Here is an 18,260-nt window from a genome sequence, read left to right as displayed (position 1 = left end):
CATGGGTCCTGAAAAGGATGAGGCATATGATGTGGTGGTGGTCGGGTCCGGCGCCGGCGGCATGTCCACGGCGATCACCGCCAGGAAGAACGGGCTTTCGGTCTGCATCATCGAGAAGGAACCGGTCTTCGGCGGCACGACGGCCTTTTCCGGCGGTGTCCTGTGGATTCCGCTCAACCGCCATGCCCGAGAAGCCGGGATCGCCGACAGCCGCGACGACGCCATCACCTACATGAAGGAAGAGACCGGCAACTACTATTCTGCGGAAGCCGTCGAGGCCTTCATCGATGCCGGGCCGGAGATGGTCGACTTCTTCGAGCGCGAGACGGCGGTGCAATTCGTCCCCACGCTCTATCCCGACTATCACCCGGACGTGCCGGGCGGGGTCGATGTCGGCCGCTCCATCCTGGCCGCGCCGTTCGACACCTCGGCACTGGGCGACAACCTGAAGCGCCTGCGTCCGCCGCTGGCGACGATCACCTTCATGGGCATGATGTTCAATTCCTCCAATGCCGACATCAAGCACTTCTTCAACGCCACGAAGAATTTCGGCAGCTTTGCCTATGTCACGAAGCGCATGGTCAAGCACTTCTCGGAAGTCGCGCGCTATGGCCGGGGTGTCCAGGTGACGAGCGGCAATGCGCTGGCTGCCCGGCTTGCCAAGTCGGTGTTCGATCTCGACATCCCGCTCTACACGGAAACGCCGGCCGAGGAACTGATCGTCGCGGATGGCCGCGTGACAGGCGTTCGCGTGCCCGGCGCCCGGCTGACCGCGCGCAAGGGGGTCGTCATTGCCACGGGCGGTTTTGCCCACGACATGGAGAAGCTGAAAAAGGCCTATCCGCACCTGGCGCGCGGTGGCGAACACTTTTCGCCGGTGCCGGACTCCAATACCGGCGACGGAATCCGCCTGGCCGAGGCCGTGGGCGGTCATGCCCCGATCGAGTTCAACGACACTTCGGCATGGATGCCGGTGTCGAAGGTGCCGCAGCGCGATGGCAGCACCCGTCCGTTCCCGCACCTCCTCGACCGCTACAAGCCCGGCATCATCGCCGTTCTGAAGAATGGCAGGCGCTTCACCAATGAAAGCGAGAGCTACCACGATGTTGGCGCAGCCCTGATACGCGCCTGCGAGGGTGAGACCGAAACGGCCGCCTGGCTGATCTGCGACCATCCGACGATCCGCAAATACGGGCTCGGTTTCGCCAAGCCGGCGCCCGTGCCGCTCGCTCCGCATGTCGCCAGCGGTTATCTCCAGAAGGGCAGCACGCTGGCGGAACTGGCCGGGGCTACGGGCATCGATCCGGCCGGCCTGGAGGCGACGGTCGCCGAATACAACAGCCACGCCGTCAACGGCGAGGATCCCGCCTTCGGGCGCGGGCGGACCAGCTTCAACCGCTACCTGGCCGATCCCGGACACAAGCCGAACCCCTGCGTCGGCCCGATCCTGCAAGGACCCTTCTACGCCTTGAAGATCATCATGGGTGACCTTGGCACGTTTGACGGGCTCCGCACGAGCGTGACAGGGCAGGTGCTGCGCGCCGACGGCTCGGCGATCGACGGGCTTTACGCGGTGGGCAACGATCGCGCGTCCATCATGGGCGGCAATTATCCGGGTGCGGGCATCACGCTGGGTCCAGCCATGACCTTCGGCTACATCACGGGCCGCCACCTGGCGGGGGTCGACGTATGAGCTGGCTCGGGTTGGAAGGCAAGGTCGCCGTCGTCACGGGCGCGGGTGGCGGTATCGGCAAGGCGATTGCCACGGCCTTCCGCGACGCGGGTGCCAGGGTGGCGCTGCTCGACCTGAATGCCGCGACACTGGAGGCGGCGGCACGGGAAACCGGCGGCAAGGCCATCCTCTGCGACGTGACGAGCGACGACAGCGTGGAGCAGGCCGTTGAAGCGGTGAAGGGCGCATTCGGCGCGGCCGACATCCTGGTCAACAATGCCGCCTTCCTGAAGCCCGGCAATCTCGACACGGTGGAAATCGCGGACTGGCAGCGCATGCTGGATGTCAACCTCACCGGCTATCTGCGCTGTGCGCAGCGCTTCGGGGCGGCCATGCTGGAGCGCGGCTCCGGTTCGCTGGTGCATGTCGGTTCGATATCGGGCCAGCATCAGCAAGCCTATTCCAATGCCTATTCCGCCTCGAAGGCGGCCGTCTCCATGCTGTCACGCCAGCTTGCCCATGAATGGGGGCCGCGCGGGGTGCGCTCCAACGTGGTGTCGCCCGGCCTCGTGCGCACGCCACTTTCGGAGGCTTTCTATGCCCACGAACCCACCCGGGTTGCGCGCGAAGCAGTCGTGCCGTTGCGCCGCATCGGCCATGTCAGCGACATCGCCGATGCCGTGCTCTTCTTCGCGTCCGGCCGGGCAGGCTATGTCACCGGGCAGGAGATCATCGTCGACGGCGGTTATTCCCAGACACTGATGAGCCATGTTCCCCGGCCCGGCTATTCGAGCGCTTGACCGGGAAAGCCGACCGGAAGCACGGGCGCGGCCTCGTCACGCAAGTCAGCATGAGAAGCGGCGGCGGCCGGCCGGCCTGCTTTCATTCGCCGCCGCAAGCCGCAGACACGAATGCAGCCGAGAGTGGCTGAATCGAAGACTTCGGTAAAACGGATATGCGAAAGCTCCGGTTCCGCGACGGATCATTCTGTGGCGAAATCGTCTGCGAGCAGCATGAAGCGCAAATCCCGTTCGAAGAATGGAGGAAGCACCAAAACGCCAGATGGCCGCACGGCGCGCTATTGCCCACGCGTTCCGGGAAACCACTGTCCGGATGAAGAAAGGGGCGTTCATGCACCATCAATCAACGTCGGCCACCGAGACCGGGCTGAGCACTCACATCGCCGCTGCAAACGCATGCAAACGCCTGGATTCTGCTTCCTTGCTTCACGGAGGATCACATGAAGATTACCAATGTCCGCACCTATACCGCCGAAGTGCCGATGCGTTACCCCTATATCACTGCCCTGGTGAACCGCAGGGTGACGACCTCGGTGATCACCGTTATCGAAACCGACGACGGGCTCACCGGTTACGGGCAAAGTTCGACCAGCGCGGCGATGTACTCCCCCTATGAAGAATATCTCGAGACGATTTCACAGGTCGTGGAGCGCAAGCTCAAACCGGTTCTCGTCGGCGCCAATCCGTTTGATCTGGAAGCCCTGCACGAACGCATGCAGCGTGCCGCCCGCGGACACCTATATGCCCACGCGACTGTCGATCTGGCCTGTCACGATCTCATGGGGAAGACGACCGGCCGCCCGGTAATCGAGATGATCGGAGGTGCGGCCCGGGAGCGCATTCCGCTATGCGCCCCGCATCTCGGGATCCTGCCTGCCAGCGAGTTGGCCGAACAGGCGAGGGGGTTCGTCGAGGACGGCTTCAAATACATCAACCTTCGGGTCGGCGGGACACTCGAACAGGATGTCGCAAACATCTCCGCGGTGCGCGAGGCGGTCGGCAAGGACGTTTTCATCGGTGTCGATTTCAGCCAGTCGCTGCATATGGCGGGCTTCCGGGCCGATACCGCGATCGTCCATATTCGAGCGCTGGAGAAAGCGGGTGCGAACGCCTTTGAGCAGCCGGTTGCCGACTGGGATGTCGAGGGTCTGGCGCGCATATCGGCTGCAATCGATTCCCCGATCATTGCCGATGAAGCAGTGCGCACACCGCAGGATGCCTTGCGGATCGTGGAACGCCGCGCCGCCGATGCGATCAAGATCAAGCTGATGAAAGTCGGCGGGATTTTTCCCGCACGCAAGATCGCTGCAATCGTGCAGGCGGCGGGGATGCCGATGACCGTCGGCAACGGGCTCGCCGGCATGATCGCCAATTCCGCGGAAGCCCATTTCGCTTTCTCGCTGCCCAACCTGAAATTGCCAGGCGAAATGAACGGCTTTCTGCGGCTCGATGATCCGCTGATGCAAGGCGATCTGGCGGTCGAGAACAGCGAACTTCTCAAACCCACCAGGCCGGGTTTGGGCGTCGAAGTCTCACCTGAGGTCTTTCAAGTTGCCTGAGCTTGCGGGGCTGACCGGGCTGCAGCGCTGACACAATCATGCAGGGAGGAGATCGAAATGACGAACGGTTTGAGAACAGAGTCGTCGGGCGGCGTGTTTCACGTCACGATCGATCGCCAGGACGACGGCAACCGGTTGAGCCGGGAGGTGCTGGAAGGGCTTCGTGACATCTGCCGTCAGTTGCACGATGACCGCACGGTTCATGTCATGACGGTTACCGGTGCGGGAACGGAGTTCTTTTCCACCGGCCTGCTCACCCCGGCCTTGAAGGAGGCATTGGGCAAACAAGGCGTCCTGGACCTGGTGCATGCCGCCAATGAAGTGTTCGACGCCATCGAGGCGCTGCCGCAAATCGTCATCGCGGGGTTCAACGGCGAGGTGCGTGCCGGGGCCGCGGAAATGGCGCTGGCCTGCGACATGCGGATCGCGGCAAGCCATTGTTGCCTGTCCTGGCCCGAAGCGAAATGGGGATGTTTCCCGGGCGCCGGCGCGCCGTTTCGTCTTCCCGCTCTTGTCGGGGACGCCAGGGCATTGGAACTGATCTGCTCCGCCCGCCCGGTCGATACCTCCGAGATGGAAAGGATCGGTCTCGTCAATCGCGTGGTTCCGTCCGACGAACTTCTTGACGCCCTGCGCGATCTTGCCGGTACCCTGGCGGGCAATGGGCCCCTTGCGCTGCGTGGCGCGAAGCGGATCATCCGGCTGCGGCGTGAAGAGGGAGAAGCAGCCGCCCGGAAACTGGCCGGTGAACTGCGCCAGGCGTTCGAGTGGACCGCGGATGCCGACGAGGGCGTGGCTGCAAGCCTGCAGGGGCGCAAGCCGGTCTTCACCGGCCAGTGATTCCGGTCGGCTTCGCGTCGCCGCCGTTCAGTTCATCATTACGTCGACGGACGCTTTCAGCGACCTGGAAGAGACTTGCCTCGTCGTCGCAGTCGCGATGACCGCAGACTGCCGGGCGTGAGACGGCGCTTGCGTGCCTCCCGCCGCCGGGTTGGTGATCCGCCAATCCAGCCCATCCCTCTGAAATGACGGCAAACCGGGTCGAACGAGGGTATGCCTCTTGTAGTTGGTTCGATTTCGTATTAATTAATCCGATATCGAACTAAATGGAGATTTCCGATGAACGTGTCGAGACGAAGGGTGCTATCGCTGATAGGTGGCGGCGTGGTGCTGGCTGCGGCCGGCGGGGGCTATGTCGCGACGAGGACGGCAACCCGCGCGGTGGAGCCCTGGAAGCTTGCCGGCGAATACGGGGAGATCAGGCGCAATGCCCTGTCCTGGGCGCTTCTCGCACCGAACCCGCACAACCTGCAGCCATGGCAGGCGGAACTGATCGGCGACGACCGGGTCGCGCTCTCCATGGATGCGACCAGGACCCTTCCGCATACCGACCCTTTCGGCCGCCAGATCACGATCGGGATGGGTTGCTTCATCGAACTGATGCGCATGGCCGCGGCGCAGGCCGGGTACGGGGTCGACCTGACCGTCTATCCGGACGGCGAAGACGGAGGCCGCGTGGCGATCGCGCGTTTCGTGCCCGGGGCCGCCGCGCCTGATCCGCTGTACGCCGCAGTCGCGGAACGGCGGTCATGCAAGGAGCCGTTCGAGGACCGGCCGGTGCCGGCCGATGCCATAGCCGCGCTCCGGGAACACGGGATCGTGGTGACAGGGGCTGACGCCGTGCAGGCGCTGAGAAACCTCACCTGGGAAGCATGGGTCATCGAAATGGAGACCCCCCGTACCTGGAAGGAGAGCATCGACCTCCTTCGCATTGGCGCCCGTCAGGTGGATGCCTCACCTGACGGCATCGATCTCACGGGTGCGTTCTTCAACCTCGGCGGGACACTTGGCTTCATCACGCAGGAGAACCAGTTGCCGCTCGACAGCATGGGGGCGCGAATGACCGCCGACATCTATCGCGAGGTGATGGCGCGGACGCCGGCCTATGTCCTGCAGGTCTCCGACGGCAACACGCGCCGCGACCAGCTTGAGGCCGGCGCGCGCTGGCTGCGGCTCAATCTTGCGACAACGGCCCTTGGCCTTTCGCTGCATCCCGTCAGCCAGGCCCTCCAGGAATATCCAGAGATGGCAGGCCCGTACCAGCGCATCCACGATCTTTACGCCACCCCCGGACAGACGGTACAGATGCTTGGCCGACTGGGCTACGGCCCGAAGATTCCGCAAACGCCGCGCTGGCGCCTCGAGGACAAGCTCGTTAGCTGAATGGATGACGAGGTTCCAACCCTGTTCCGGCTCTTCAACGAGGTCGGAATCATAAACCAGCTTGCAAGCGCGATCCTCCAGTCGCGCTTGCCGAAAGACGTGCTCGTTTCTCACTTCGCGGTGCTGAACCACCTTGCCCGGGTGCGCGACGGCGCGACTCCGCTGGAACTTTCACAGGCTTTCCAGGTGCCGAAGACGACGATGACCCACACCCTCTCGGGCCTGAAGAAGCGCAACTGGGTCGAGGAACGGCCCAACCCGCGCGACGCACGCTCCAAGCAGGTCTGGCTGACGCCGTCGGGCCGGATGTTCCGGGACAGGGTGATCGCATCGGTTGCGCCAGACATTTCGAAGATCGAGCAGGACCTGCCGGGCCTTGCTGAGGCCGCGCTTCCCGGCCTGACAAGGCTTCGCCAGTATCTCGACAACGCGCGCGACGCTCAAGACGCGACGACAAGCTGATCTTCACCGTCATCGCCGTGGCGGCGCTGTCGACGATGGCGATGGTCGCCTGCCCGGCCCTGTTTTCCGCAATCGGCTTTTCCGAACGCGAAACGGGCATCCTGATCGGTGCCACGATGCACGATGTGGCGCAGGTGGTGGGGGAGGGCTACGCCGTTTCCAGGGAAACGGGAGGCACTGCAATGATTGTGAAGCTGTTTCGCGTTGTGCTGCTCGGGCCGATCGCCTTCATCCTGCCGATGGCCATGGCCGGTTTCGCGACGGCGGTGCTGCCGGGTTTTTCCGTTGCCCTTGTGTGGTCAAGGCCTTGAACCGCGGTTCTTCCTTTCCTCGGGCGCCGCCAATCAGCCAGTATGTCCAAGCCGTCCTGGCACCTCGGTCATCCGGCCGGATTGATGGCAATCAATGCGAATTCACCGGAAAATGCACCAGATGGAACCGGTTTTCGGGGATAAACATGTCCATGAATGATTGCAGACGGACCGCTGCGCGCCTTTGCCTCGCGCTTCTGTTCACGTTTCCCGCGATATCGCTGCCGGCCAGCGCGGAAGGCATTCGAAACGCCTCCACCGGGATCGCCTACGACACGCTGACGGCGGCCATCGACAAGGCGCGGGCTGGAGACACGATCGAGGTGAGCGGCGGCGTTCACAGGGGAAACTTCTCCATTCAGGTGCCGCTGACCTTGCGCGGCATACCGGAGGGCGGCAATCGACCGGTTCTTGACGGAAACGGAAACGGGACCGTGCTGGTCGTCCAGGCTCCCGGTACGACCGTCGAAAACATCGCAGTCGTCAACTCGGGGCGCGAGACGGACCCTTTCCTTTACTGGGGCGCGGCGGGCATCCGTGCCGAAGCCGACAATGTCACGCTGCGCGCGGTCGAGGTTCGCGACAATGACCGGGGAATCCTCATGCTGGGCGGCCAGGGTTCGGTGGTGGAGAGTTCGGAAGTCACAGGCAATCACCATGCCGGCATCCAGATCCTCGGCGGCCGCAAGCATCGCATCACCGGCAACACGGTGAACGGCAATGGCACCGGCATACTGGTCGACATGCTGCACCGGGAACGGCGTTCGCTGCTTGATCGCGCGACCGATCCGGAAGCCGTCGCGCGGATGGCCCTGGACCAGAAGACGGCAATCCGATCCGAGGACATCATGGTTTCGGACAACGAGGTGCGTGGCAATGCGGCCATGGGGATTGCCGCGCATTGGTATGCCCGGCGCGTCAGCATCCTGTCCAATACCGTTCACCTGACCGGTATCGAACGCAAGCCGGACATGGCGATGATCGAACGGGTCGAACGTGAAGTGACCGCGGGCCTGGGAGGCAAGGCAGTCGCCAAGGTGAATCCGGAGGGTATCGGCACCGGCATCCACCTGTTCTGCTATGTCGAGGATAGCCGCGTTGAAAACAATTCCAGCTACGACAATGCGGGAAGCGGCATCGGCATGGTCGCAGTCAACACCATTCGCGTGTCGTCCAACCGGATTGCCGGCAATCGTGCGGGGATCGCGATTGAGAGCTCCGGCCGAAATCATGTCGAGAGCAACACCGTCACGGACAATGCCGAGTACGGTATCCGGATCGGGTCGCCGGCGCCGCTCTCCGGTCAATCCAGCGGGAATGTCCTTGCACGCAACGACATCACGGGCAGCCGGATGAATGCCTTCGACAATTCGGGTCGGGCGCCAGCCGTCGACGACATGGATGCCATCATCGAAGCCTTGCCCTTACCCGAGCAGGTCAAGCAGCAGATGCGGACCAGCAAGGCCGCGCGCGAGATGTACTTGAAGGCCATGCGGGACGCCTACAAGCCCGGGTCAAACGCATGGGACGACGGCCAACACGGCAACCGCTACGGCGATTTCGACGAACCGGAAGAGGGTTTCGCGGACCGGAACGGGGATGGCATTTCGGAGGCCCACCATGCGATCCCCGGCGGAACGTCCGTAGACCGTTTTCCGGTTGCTGCCGACCACGTGACAAGGCGCTGAAAGTGGCAGACAACCAGAGAGTTGAACCGCCATGCAGCGATCGGCGAAGGGCAATAGCGAGTGGTGCCAGCCCCTGATCAACGGGCATGTTGCGGTTTCCCTACATTCCCTTGTAGCGAACCCCGCCGATGACATGCCCGGTGGCCGTCATCTCAAGTTCAGCGACACAAAGGTGCGCCGGCTTGTTCAATGCCCAAACGATACCTTCGGCGATTTCATCGGCGGTCAGGCAATGCACGGGGTCATAGACACGGCGACTGGCTTCTTCGATGTCTCCGTCAAACATTTCCGCATGCATGCCGGAACGAACGCCGCCTGGCCGGATTTCGGTAACGCGAACCCGGTGCGGAAACAATTCCATGCGGAGATTGCGTGCCATCGAATGGACCGCTGCCTTCGTGGCGGAATAGACCGGCTGTCCGAGGCTGCGGTAGAGCGCCACTGAGCCGATCATGACGACATGCCCGTCATTGCGTTCAATCATTGCCGGCACCACCGCTCCCAGGCAATTCTGAATTCCCAGGATATTCACGTCGACCAGGCGCTGGGCGCTTTCCGCTGGCTGGTCGAAAAGCGTTCCGGTGCGACCAGGTGCGCCATGTGCGAGGATCAGGAAATCCGGTGCCAGGGGCCGCAGCATGGCCATGACTGCGTCACGGTCGCGCATATCAAGATAGTGGCACTCGGCGCCGGTTTCCGCTGGCCTGCTGCTGGTGCCGCTTTTCATCTGAACGGACGGGAAGCGGGCAGGTCGTTGCAGACGGCGCCAACCACGCGCTGCCTTGTCAGGACGAAGAGCCGCAGGACCTGTTCGGTTGCAGGAAGTCCTCCAGGAACGTTGTTGCCATGCCGGATTAGCTCATCGCCATTCGCTGACCGAGTTCGAGCAATTGAGATCTGCCGGGACTCTTCGGTGTGTCAAGGTCTCCAGCCGTTTACAATGATCAACGAGCCGGCATCTTCCGTACCGGAATGCGTCGTCATGAACAACTGATCCCCCCAAACCAGGATCGCCTGCGGCCGGACGGGGCCGGTGGTCAGGTTGATTGTCTGCACCAGTGTCAGGTCGTCACCGGTGAGGACGGAAACGGAACCGTTGCCGTCTGCGGCAATCACATAGTCAAAGCCGGTCGTCACCGCCGCGAACGGCGCGGCGCCCTCGTGGCGAGCGGTCTCCACGCCGGTTTGCGGATCGAGCCGGACAATCAGGCCGCCGCTCGTGGATTGGCCGCCGGCGGCATAATTCCCGTGCTCGCCCGCGGTGAGCAGCATCAGAAATCCGTCGATTTCCTCGCTGATCTCTTCGGCAAGCGTATCCTTGTTCAAACCGACCACCATACTGCGGTTTTCACCGTCGAGACGATGCAAAGTCCACACGGTGTCGCCTGAAACCGTCACGTCGAAACCGTTCCTCGGCAATATGTCCGACCGGGTCGTTTCGCCGCCTGCCGGATCGATGCGTTCGACGCGGGTCTGGCTCGAAGACCCGTTCACCCAGGTCAGAGCCCAAACCGATTCACCGTCGGTCGCAAGCGACTGCGGATAGTCCTTGAGGCGGGCGATGGCGCGACCTTTTCCCTCGGACGGCTGTGCCCAGATGATCTTGTCGGTGGCAACCGTCGCATAGACCGGACCGTCGCCGAAGGCGGCGAGTCTTACCGGCAAACGCCCGACCTTGACACGCCGGACAATCTCGCCCGTTTCGGGATCGGTCCGGTAAAGCTGGCGTTCGCCACTCATGGCCAGCCAAAGCCCGGAGCCGTCATGAGCAATTCCTTCCGGCCACTTGCCGACCGGGACGACTTCGGGCGACATCTCAACCGTGACCGGGCCCTCCGGCATTGTCGCGGCGGATTGCGCATCCGGTCGGACCGGAGCCTCGTCGCTTTCATTCACCTGTGACGGTTCGGTCGCTTCGACGCCTGCTGCAACGCCCGATATGCAGCACTCGTCGAAAACGGCGGCCGGAACCGCGTTCTTCAAAAGGCACAACGAAAACGTGCCGGCGCCAAGATCCGGGTTGCCTTCTTTCACCAGTGTCCAGGCGCGACATTGCGCATCCTTCACACATAGCGCTGCACAGCTTTCTGCGGCCGAGCCCGGATCGTCGAGCGGGATGGTGGAATAGGTCGCGCCTATCCGATTGGTGTCGGTTTCCCACGCAAGGCCGCCGTCTGCAGCGGCAAGGACCAGTCCTGCCGCCGCCATCGCGGTCAGGATGTGCCGTGTCGCGAACGCGATGGCCGAAGGGAATTGCATCACACTTCTTCCTTTGCCGCTCGACGGGTTGTGCGGGTCATAGACCGCTGCATCTCATAACGCCAACCCTTATCACATCACCAGGCTTGTCCATTTTCATTGACGATTGTCATTTCCCGGCGTCCGGCCCGGGACCTGATCCCCTGGCCATTGATGGTCGTCAATTTGTCCGGGGCAATCCTTTGGCATGCTTTCGTCAGTCAGGGAGGAACATGACGATGCGTGCGAGCTTTGCCTGGTTGCTGACGCTGGTGTTGTCGCTGAATGCTGCGCCGTCATGGGCCCTGGACGGTCTTCCGGAAACCGGTGATGCCATTGTCACCAAGTTCTCCGGCGCGAAGGACGTCACCGCATCGGACGGAACGCGGCAATGGCAGATCGACGCCGATGGCGCGGTTGCAAAGGTCCTCGACCTCCAGACGCCTGAACAGGCGGATAGCGGCGAGCCGGCAAGCCAGCAGCCGCTGGTCACCGCCGGCCAGGTTGGCGAGATATTCGGCGCAGCCACCGACGATGCGATACCTGCGAACATCTACCTTTCCGCTTCCGCGATCCATGGCCTCGCCCGGACGGATGATGGCTGGATGGAAGGGCAGTGGGGACCGGGCGGCGGTCCGGGAACGATATGGAAGCTTGATGCCGCCAACGGCTACCAGCCGGAGATTTTCGCAGACGTAACCCTTGCCGGACGCGAAAACTCCGGTGCCAGCCTCGGCAACATCGCCTATGATCCCTACCATCGCCAATTGCTGGTTTCCGATCTGGAGACCGGCATGATCCATGCCTTCGGTATCGATGACGGCGTCGAGCGAGACCGCTTCGATCACGGCCTTCATGCCCGGTCCGGTTTCCTCGATGCCGCCACCGGCGAGGTGCGTGCATTGCCGGTCGTCGAATTCGATCCTGCAACGACGGCCCAGATCGAAGACTGCGCGGCAGGCCCGTTCGTCTCGACGCCGCAATGCTGGAACCTTGCCGACTTCCGCCGCCGCGTCTGGGGCCTCGCCGTGCGGCGCGACACTGGAACCGGCGCTGTGCGCGCCTACTACGCGGTCTGGTCGGACACCGGTTTCAGCAACCCGGACTTCGAAGCCGCGTCGCCTGAAGACAAGACGAATGCGATCTGGTCCGTCGAGCTCAACGCGGTCGGCCAGTTCAAGCCGACAACCGCGCGGCGCGAATTTGTCGTGCCCGGCGATCCTGTTGAAGGGGAAGGGGCCGCCAACCGTTTCGCGATATCCGACATCGCCTTTCCAAGGACAGTCGATCAGCGAACCCTCGCGCTCGCCCGCAACCGCGGCCTGATCGTCACCGAAGACGCGTCCGGGATGCAATCCTGGCCAGCCTTCGACCGTCCGGCCTACCGTGGCAGGGAAACCCAGCGCTGGGTCCTCGATGATGGCGGTCAGTGGAACCCCGCCACGGCCGATGACGAGCCCGTCGTCCAGGCCGTCATCGGTGCATCGGGGCGGCCCTCGTCGCTGCCGATCGGGCAGGACGCCGCTGGCGGCGTCGATTTCGGCTTTGGATACCGGAACGGGCAGATCGATCCGGACGCGCCGGCTGGTACCGTCTGGCATTCGGCCGACAATCTCTGCGCCGAACCTGACTCCTGCGAACCAGAATCCCCGCAACCGGCCGCGGAGGGCGCCGAACCGCCGGTCATCCCCGATATCGCGCTCGATAGCGGCGACATGGCGCAGCTCGGCGATGTCGAAATCATCGCACCTTATCCGGCTGCTGGCGAATGGCAGCTTGCGGGCGATCCCGACTGGATGGAAGGCGGCGAGCAGGATTGGTGGCCACCCGAGGCCCAGGGCCAGGATTGGTGGCCCGCCCAGCAGCCGCTGGCGGCACCGGCCGCCGGGCCCGACCTCGCTCTTCAAAAAGCCGTGCCGCAGCCCTGTTTTCCCGGAAAGACGTGCTCGATTGTCCTGGTCGTCACCAATGTTGGCGATCAGCCCTATACCGGCGCGCTGCGCCTCGCCGACGGACTTGCCAATGACTGGGCGTTGGCGTCGGGGGGTCCCGCAGGCTCGCTCTGGTCCTGCAACCAGTTCGGCGCCGAAGCGTCCTGCATCCATCCGGGCTTGCTGCTCGAGCCGGGGCAAAGCGAAGTCGTCGCCTTCGACGTCAAGATCCCGGCCAACCAGGTGCCGGGCATCATCAACAATTGCGCGGTCATCCAGCACGGGCAGGGGGCGATCGACGTCAACCCGGCCAATGACGAGGGGTGTGCCCAGCTGACATTCGACAACCCGCAACAGGCGCTTCCCTACGACCTGGCGATAACGAAGGAAGCACAGGGCGAATGCGCTGCGGGCAAGCCCTGCCTGTTCGCGCTGCGGATTACCAACAACGGAACGGCGAATTTCGCCGGGACGGTTTCCTATGTCGACATCATGCCGGCGGGTTGGACGTTCACCGCGGTCAAACCGGGCTGGTGGTGCATGCTGACCGTTGGCGGCGGCGACCGGTTCTCCTGCTGGCGGCAGGCAAATTTGGCGCCGGGGCAGTCGGTCGTTTCACTGTTCACCACGACCCCGCCCGGCACGTTTACCGGCACGGTCGACAACTGCGCCGAGATCGACTGGTCCAAGGCTGTGCAGGACCAGCGCGCGGACAATGATCGCGCCTGTGTGAGCGTCACGCTGCGGGAGCCAGAACCGGTCCAGGGCGTCGACCTCAAGATAGAGAAGCGCTTCGTGCATCCGGCGCTGACCGGGCCGCTGGCCACCGCGAATACCGACTGCCGGGTCGGCGATGCCTGCCCGTTCGGTTTCGAAGTCACGATCACCAATGCCGGGACGGAAACCTATTTCGGGCCGATCATTTTCGATGACCTGATGCCGCTCGCCTGGACCTATGAGGGCGCGAGCGGAGCGCAGATCTGCCAGACCAAGGGTGCCTTCCTGTCCTGCGGCTTCGGTCCACCGCGCAACCTTGCGCCTGGCGAAAGCGTCAAGGCCTCCGTCATGCTCCGGTCCGCGCCGGTCGACAAGCCCGGTGCCTTCGTGGTGCGCAACTGCGCCGCCCTGTCCCTGAAGATGCAAGGTGACCAGAACAGCGCCAATGACTCCGATTGCGACGAGTTGACGGCCGTTGTCACCGACGGCCAGCAATCGGGTACGCCCGTGATCAAGGTCGTCAAGTCTGCGACCACGCCCTGCCTCTACAATGTCGAGGCATGCCGGTTCACGATCTCGCTTCGCAACGAAGGAACCGCGGATTTCGATGGCGGGGTGTTACTTGCCGACAAATGGCTGCCCGGCGGCTGGATCCTGACGCCGCCAGCCGACTGGAAATGCTCGCAGCCTGAACCCGATGTCTGGAACTGCGGCGCCTGGGTCAAGGTACCGGCGGGACAGACCATCGAGACGCAGTGGTCTTTCCAGGCGCCGGCCGGGTTCAATCCATCGGGTAATCCGGTCGTGCACGACAACTGCATCCTGCCGGATACCTGTGTTTCGATTACGCTCGAGACCGGCAGGAAGGTCGGGCCCGTCACGCCGGGCCAGACGGTCTCCAGTTCGCCAGGAAACATTTCGGTCGGGACAGGCGGCCAGACCGGAGGTGGGCAACAGCAAGCCGCTGGCGAAACCGCCGATATTCTCGGTGGGGAGGAATCCGGCCCGGACCTGAAGATCAACAAGAACCTGCTCACCACATGCGAACCCGGCAAACGTTGCGATTTCGTGCTCAACGTCACTGGCGTTGGCAGCAATGTCTACAAGGGCAAGTTCACCGTTACCGATACCTTGCCTGCCGGCTGGAGTTTTGCCGGTGGCGGGACGCAGGGCCTCTGGAGCTGCGCCAAGGCCGGAGCGAGCACGGTCTGCACCTATGATGCCTTCAAGAGCAAGTTTTTCCCGACGAGCGGCTTCGACAGCAGCGAGACCCTCGGTTTCGGCCTTCAGCTCAACATTCCTTCAAACCAGCCCGACGGCATCGTCGAGAATTGCGCCGCGATCAACTTCCTCGAAACACCGCCGGCAAATGGTAAGGACGCCAATCACAAATCCTGCGTGAATGTGGTGATCGGTCACCCGCCGAAACTGACGATCACCAAGCGCTTCGACAAGGCACTGTGCGTGCCGGGCGAAAGCTGCGACTTCACGATTACCGTGCGCAACGAAGGGAAGGGGGCCTACGAGGGCCTGCTGGAAATCTGGGACCATTCCGACAGCGCGGACGGGATCGAGGTGAAGAAGATCGATGCCGATCCGGCCTTGAATTGCGGCCGCGAAGGTACGCTTGAAGTCCTGCTGTGCACCACGAACACACCGTTGAAACCGGGCGAAAGCCGGACGATCCGCGTTTCGGCGACGATCAGCCAGATGTGGGCGGGGTCAAACGCGTCGCTCGAAAACTGCGCCAGGATCGAACTGTATGACACCGATCCCACATCGTGGAGCTATGAAAAGAAGCTTTCGTTCGTGCGCAGTCTGTTGATCGCCGAAAAGCAGATGACCCATGACCTGCTTTCCGAGCCCGACACTCCGCTCAACATCGCGGAAATTGCCGCGGTCATGGCCTACAAGAAGGACCAAGGCATCAAGGGCAGCAACGGCAAGCTCGACGAAACCGGCGAGATCACCGATGCAATGCTGGAATCCGCCCTGCCGACGTTCCGCGATGCTGCGTTCGACGACGACACGCTTGAGCGCACGACCGATGGCACGATCATCCGCGAGGCATGCTCGACGGTTTCGTTGCGGCCGAATCTCAAGATTACCAAGACCGGACCGAGCGATGTCGAACTGACAGGTGGAAGCAAGGCGGGTCACGAATGCCGCTTCGATCACCTGTGCGCCTTCACGATCTCCGTGTCGGCAACGAACGGGCAGCCCTATGACGGCCCGATCACGCTTCGCGAGGAACTGCCGACCGGATGGAAATTGGACAACTGGTTCCCGAAAGCGCCCGGAGGATGGACCTGCCAAGGCAGCAATCCGGCAATCTGTACGATCGCCGATGCCCATATTCCGGCCGGAGGGTCGATTCAGCTCGATCTGTCGATCCGGGCCACGCCGGCTTGGTACCAGCATGTCGACGCACAGACGCAATTGACGGTCTCCGAGCGCCGGCACCCATGGATCGTGAACTGTTCCTACGTGCAGGTCGAAAACCAGGTGCTGAAGCAGGCTCCCCATGCCTCCTGCTACAGGGCGCGGTTGTCGATGGCCGATCTCAGCAACATTGACTACGACGCCATCGGAACGGGAACCTGCACGCCGCCCGGCTGCACCTTCTACCAGTTCACGGCAACCGTGCGGGAAGAGGCCTATCGCGGACCGCTCAGGATCGACGGCACCCTCCCGGCCGGGTCGCAATTCCCCAAACCGGTGATCAGTTCAACCGCGAGCGGCTGCTTGCCATCGGCATGGTCCTGTTCCACGCCGCAGGCCACCGGATTTACATGCCGGGCCGATGATTGCTTCGTTCAGCCCGGAGAGCAGATTGCCGTTCGTCTCGAAGGCTCGGTCGCTCCCGACCTGAAAGAGCCGCCGGAAACCCCGTTGGAAAAGACCGCCTGCAGCACGATCGAGTGGATACGCAAGTCTTCTCCCGGGTCAATCGAGCAGCAGCCCGGTCCGATGCGCAAGCGGGCGTGTTTCACGACGACAATTCTCGCCAAGCCACGGCCAGAGCCCTGTCCCGATGGGCTGGAACGCAATGCGGCCGGCCGCTGCGTGCCCATTGTCAAGCCGCTCGATCTGGCGATTGCCAAGCGCACGGTCGGCAATTGCGACGGACAGGAGAATTGCCGGTTCCAGATCACGGTTTCGAACCAGAACAACACGCCGTTCAATGGACGCATTGCCATCCGCGACACCTTGTCGGTGGCCGGCGCGACGCTCAATCGCGTCTCCGGGCGTGCATCCTGCACGCAGTCCGGCCAGACGATCGACTGTGTCGTGGAGCCGGGCGCGGTCGTTGCCGGTCGCGGGCAGGTGCTGTCCGTGCTTTCGCTCGACATGACCCTGCCGCGTCGCGGCGGAAACCGTTCGGCGGAAAACTGCGTCGAGATCTATCGCCCGGACGCCGGCGATTTGCGATTGTCGCGCGACGACATCCGAACGCTCCAGCGCACGCTCGATCAACTCGGCTATGATCCGGGCCCGATCGACGGCATCATGGGGCGAAAGACCCGCGATGCGGCGAATGCGGCAATTGCCAACCTCAATCTTTCTCCCGGTACACGGATCGACCGCGCCCTGCTGTCGAAGCTGCTCGGCGGCGGCGCTGAAGCCGAGGATATCAATCCGGCCAATGACCGCGCCTGCGTCTCGGTTGTCTTGCCGGAATGCCGGCCCGGCTTCACCCATATGCGCGGCAGTGGCGAGTGTGTTTGCCCAAGTCCGATGGTCGAGCGTGACGGCGAATGCGTCATAGTTGCGCCGCCGCAACCATCGCCGATCATCTGCGAGGGCGGGTCGGTGGACAGCCGCAACCGGTGCATCTGTCCCTCCGGCTGGAACCGCCAGAGGCTCGCGCGCGACCATTACCGCTGCAGCCCGCCGCCACAACCTTCGCCGGTCATCTGCGAGGGCGGGTCGGTAGACAGCCGCAACCAATGCATCTGTCCGCGCGGCTGGAACCGCCAGAGGCTCGCACGCGACCATTATCGTTGCAATCCGCCGCCGCAACCTTCGCCGATCATCTGCGAGGGCGGTCGCGTCGACAATCGCAACCAGTGCGTCTGTCCGCGTGGCTGGAATCGCCAGACGCTCGCGCGCGACCATTACCGCTGCAGCCCGCCGCAAGTGTCGCCGGTCGTCTGCGAGGGCGGTCGCGTCGACAATCGCAACCAGTGCATCTGCCCACGCGGCTGGAACCGCCAGAGGCTCGCGCGCAACCACTATCGTTGCTTGCCTGCACCAGCGCCTGTGCCTACTCCGGTGCCTAACCGGCCGACCCCCGTACCGGCGCAGCCGCAATGCATTGGCGGAACGATGGTCCGCGGGATTTGCGTCTGCCCGACCGGCATGGCGAGGATTCCGTTGCCCAACAATGCGGGCTTCAGCTGCATGAGGCTGCAGATGATCCGGCCGCAACCGGTTCCGGTGCCTATCAGGTAAGACGGCGCGGCCTGTGTCAGGATCCAGGCCGCGTCGGCCGGACGATGATTCCGCCGTCCTGACCGGCGCCGGGCCGTGGCTGACCGACAGAGGCCCGGGTGGTGGGCCATGCGGACGGAAGCGGCCGAAGTGAGCGATGCTGATGTCCGCGATGCCCGCTATCGGCCGGATCGCTATTTGTTCGAAAAACATGCGCGCAGGATC

The 18,260-nt window shown here is 63.4% G+C and carries 11 protein-coding genes; 9 read left to right on the top strand and 2 right to left on the bottom strand.

Annotated elements, in window-relative coordinates; all coding sequences use genetic code 11:
• Window position 1 precedes the first annotated feature (1 nt).
• From ACLB6G_RS13360 to ACLB6G_RS13325, 8 genes are all read left to right on the top strand, one after another.
• On the top strand, window positions 2-1,693 hold the full coding sequence (locus ACLB6G_RS13360) for an FAD-dependent oxidoreductase (protein ID WP_410356674.1): 1,692 nt from the start codon (window positions 2-4) through the stop codon (window positions 1,691-1,693).
• A complete protein-coding gene (locus tag ACLB6G_RS13355) occupies window positions 1,690-2,472 on the top strand; it encodes an SDR family NAD(P)-dependent oxidoreductase (protein WP_410356673.1) in 783 nt (260 codons plus the stop codon). Before ACLB6G_RS13360 ends, ACLB6G_RS13355 begins: the two co-directional genes overlap by 4 nt.
• Window positions 2,473-2,912: 440 nt before the next feature.
• Window positions 2,913-4,031 carry a mandelate racemase/muconate lactonizing enzyme family protein gene (locus tag ACLB6G_RS13350; protein WP_410356672.1) on the top strand — a complete coding sequence of 373 codons (1,119 nt, stop codon included), beginning with the start codon at window positions 2,913-2,915 and terminating at the stop codon, window positions 4,029-4,031.
• 57 nt (window positions 4,032-4,088) lie between these two features.
• Window positions 4,089-4,871 (top strand): enoyl-CoA hydratase/isomerase family protein, encoded by a 783-nt coding sequence (locus tag ACLB6G_RS13345; RefSeq protein ID WP_410356671.1) that lies wholly within the window; start codon window positions 4,089-4,091, stop codon window positions 4,869-4,871.
• Window positions 4,872-5,150: 279 nt separating this feature from the next.
• On the top strand, window positions 5,151-6,254 hold the full coding sequence (locus ACLB6G_RS13340) for an Acg family FMN-binding oxidoreductase (protein ID WP_410356670.1): 1,104 nt from the start codon (window positions 5,151-5,153) through the stop codon (window positions 6,252-6,254).
• On the top strand, window positions 6,255-6,716 hold the full coding sequence (locus ACLB6G_RS13335; RefSeq protein ID WP_410356669.1) for a MarR family winged helix-turn-helix transcriptional regulator: 462 nt from the start codon (window positions 6,255-6,257) through the stop codon (window positions 6,714-6,716). It abuts the gene before it with no gap.
• A gap of 35 nt (window positions 6,717-6,751) precedes the next feature.
• Window positions 6,752-7,027 carry a putative sulfate exporter family transporter gene (locus tag ACLB6G_RS13330; protein WP_410356668.1) on the top strand — a complete coding sequence of 92 codons (276 nt, stop codon included), beginning with the start codon at window positions 6,752-6,754 and terminating at the stop codon, window positions 7,025-7,027.
• 152 nt (window positions 7,028-7,179) lie between these two features.
• Entirely contained in the window at window positions 7,180-8,715 is a 1,536-nt protein-coding gene (locus tag ACLB6G_RS13325; RefSeq protein ID WP_410356667.1) for a right-handed parallel beta-helix repeat-containing protein, read from the top strand.
• A 100-nt stretch (window positions 8,716-8,815) separates the two neighbouring features.
• On the opposite strand, the gene ACLB6G_RS13320 is transcribed toward ACLB6G_RS13325, so the two are convergent.
• Window positions 8,816-9,442 (bottom strand): SDR family oxidoreductase, encoded by a 627-nt coding sequence (locus ACLB6G_RS13320; RefSeq protein WP_410356666.1) that lies wholly within the window; start codon window positions 9,440-9,442, stop codon window positions 8,816-8,818.
• 191 nt (window positions 9,443-9,633) lie between these two features.
• A complete protein-coding gene (locus ACLB6G_RS13315; protein WP_410356665.1) occupies window positions 9,634-10,923 on the bottom strand; it encodes a PAN domain-containing protein in 1,290 nt (429 codons plus the stop codon).
• Between the two features lie 263 nt (window positions 10,924-11,186).
• On the opposite strand from ACLB6G_RS13315, the gene ACLB6G_RS13310 reads away from it, so the two are divergent.
• The gene (locus ACLB6G_RS13310) at window positions 11,187-18,056 is read left to right on the top strand and encodes a peptidoglycan-binding protein (RefSeq protein WP_410356664.1); all 6,870 of its coding nucleotides are present in this window, start codon (window positions 11,187-11,189) and stop codon (window positions 18,054-18,056) included.
• Window positions 18,057-18,260: the final 204 nt, after the last annotated feature.

This window comes from Zhengella sedimenti, assembly GCF_046506625.1.
Lineage (GTDB): Bacteria > Pseudomonadota > Alphaproteobacteria > Rhizobiales > Rhizobiaceae > Zhengella > Zhengella sedimenti.
Note: the sequence above shows the minus strand (reverse complement) of the source record. Positions and strands in the feature narration are given on the sequence as shown.

Bases quoted from the DNA above. Each gene is read 5' to 3' on its own strand.
- ACLB6G_RS13360 (WP_410356674.1), top strand. From the start codon at position 2: ATGGGTCCTGAAAAGGATGAGGCATATGATGTGGTGGTGGTCGGGTCC.
- ACLB6G_RS13355 (WP_410356673.1), top strand. From the start codon at position 1,690: ATGAGCTGGCTCGGGTTGGAAGGCAAGGTCGCCGTCGTCACGGGCGCG.
- ACLB6G_RS13350 (WP_410356672.1), top strand. From the start codon at position 2,913: ATGAAGATTACCAATGTCCGCACCTATACCGCCGAAGTGCCGATGCGT.
- ACLB6G_RS13345 (WP_410356671.1), top strand. From the start codon at position 4,089: ATGACGAACGGTTTGAGAACAGAGTCGTCGGGCGGCGTGTTTCACGTC.
- ACLB6G_RS13340 (WP_410356670.1), top strand. From the start codon at position 5,151: ATGAACGTGTCGAGACGAAGGGTGCTATCGCTGATAGGTGGCGGCGTG.
- ACLB6G_RS13335 (WP_410356669.1), top strand. From the start codon at position 6,255: ATGGATGACGAGGTTCCAACCCTGTTCCGGCTCTTCAACGAGGTCGGA.
- ACLB6G_RS13330 (WP_410356668.1), top strand. From the start codon at position 6,752: ATGGCGATGGTCGCCTGCCCGGCCCTGTTTTCCGCAATCGGCTTTTCC.
- ACLB6G_RS13325 (WP_410356667.1), top strand. From the start codon at position 7,180: ATGAATGATTGCAGACGGACCGCTGCGCGCCTTTGCCTCGCGCTTCTG.
- ACLB6G_RS13320 (WP_410356666.1), bottom strand. From the start codon at position 9,442: ATGAAAAGCGGCACCAGCAGCAGGCCAGCGGAAACCGGCGCCGAGTGC.
- ACLB6G_RS13315 (WP_410356665.1), bottom strand. From the start codon at position 10,923: ATGGCGGCGGCAGGACTGGTCCTTGCCGCTGCAGACGGCGGCCTTGCG.
- ACLB6G_RS13310 (WP_410356664.1), top strand. From the start codon at position 11,187: ATGACGATGCGTGCGAGCTTTGCCTGGTTGCTGACGCTGGTGTTGTCG.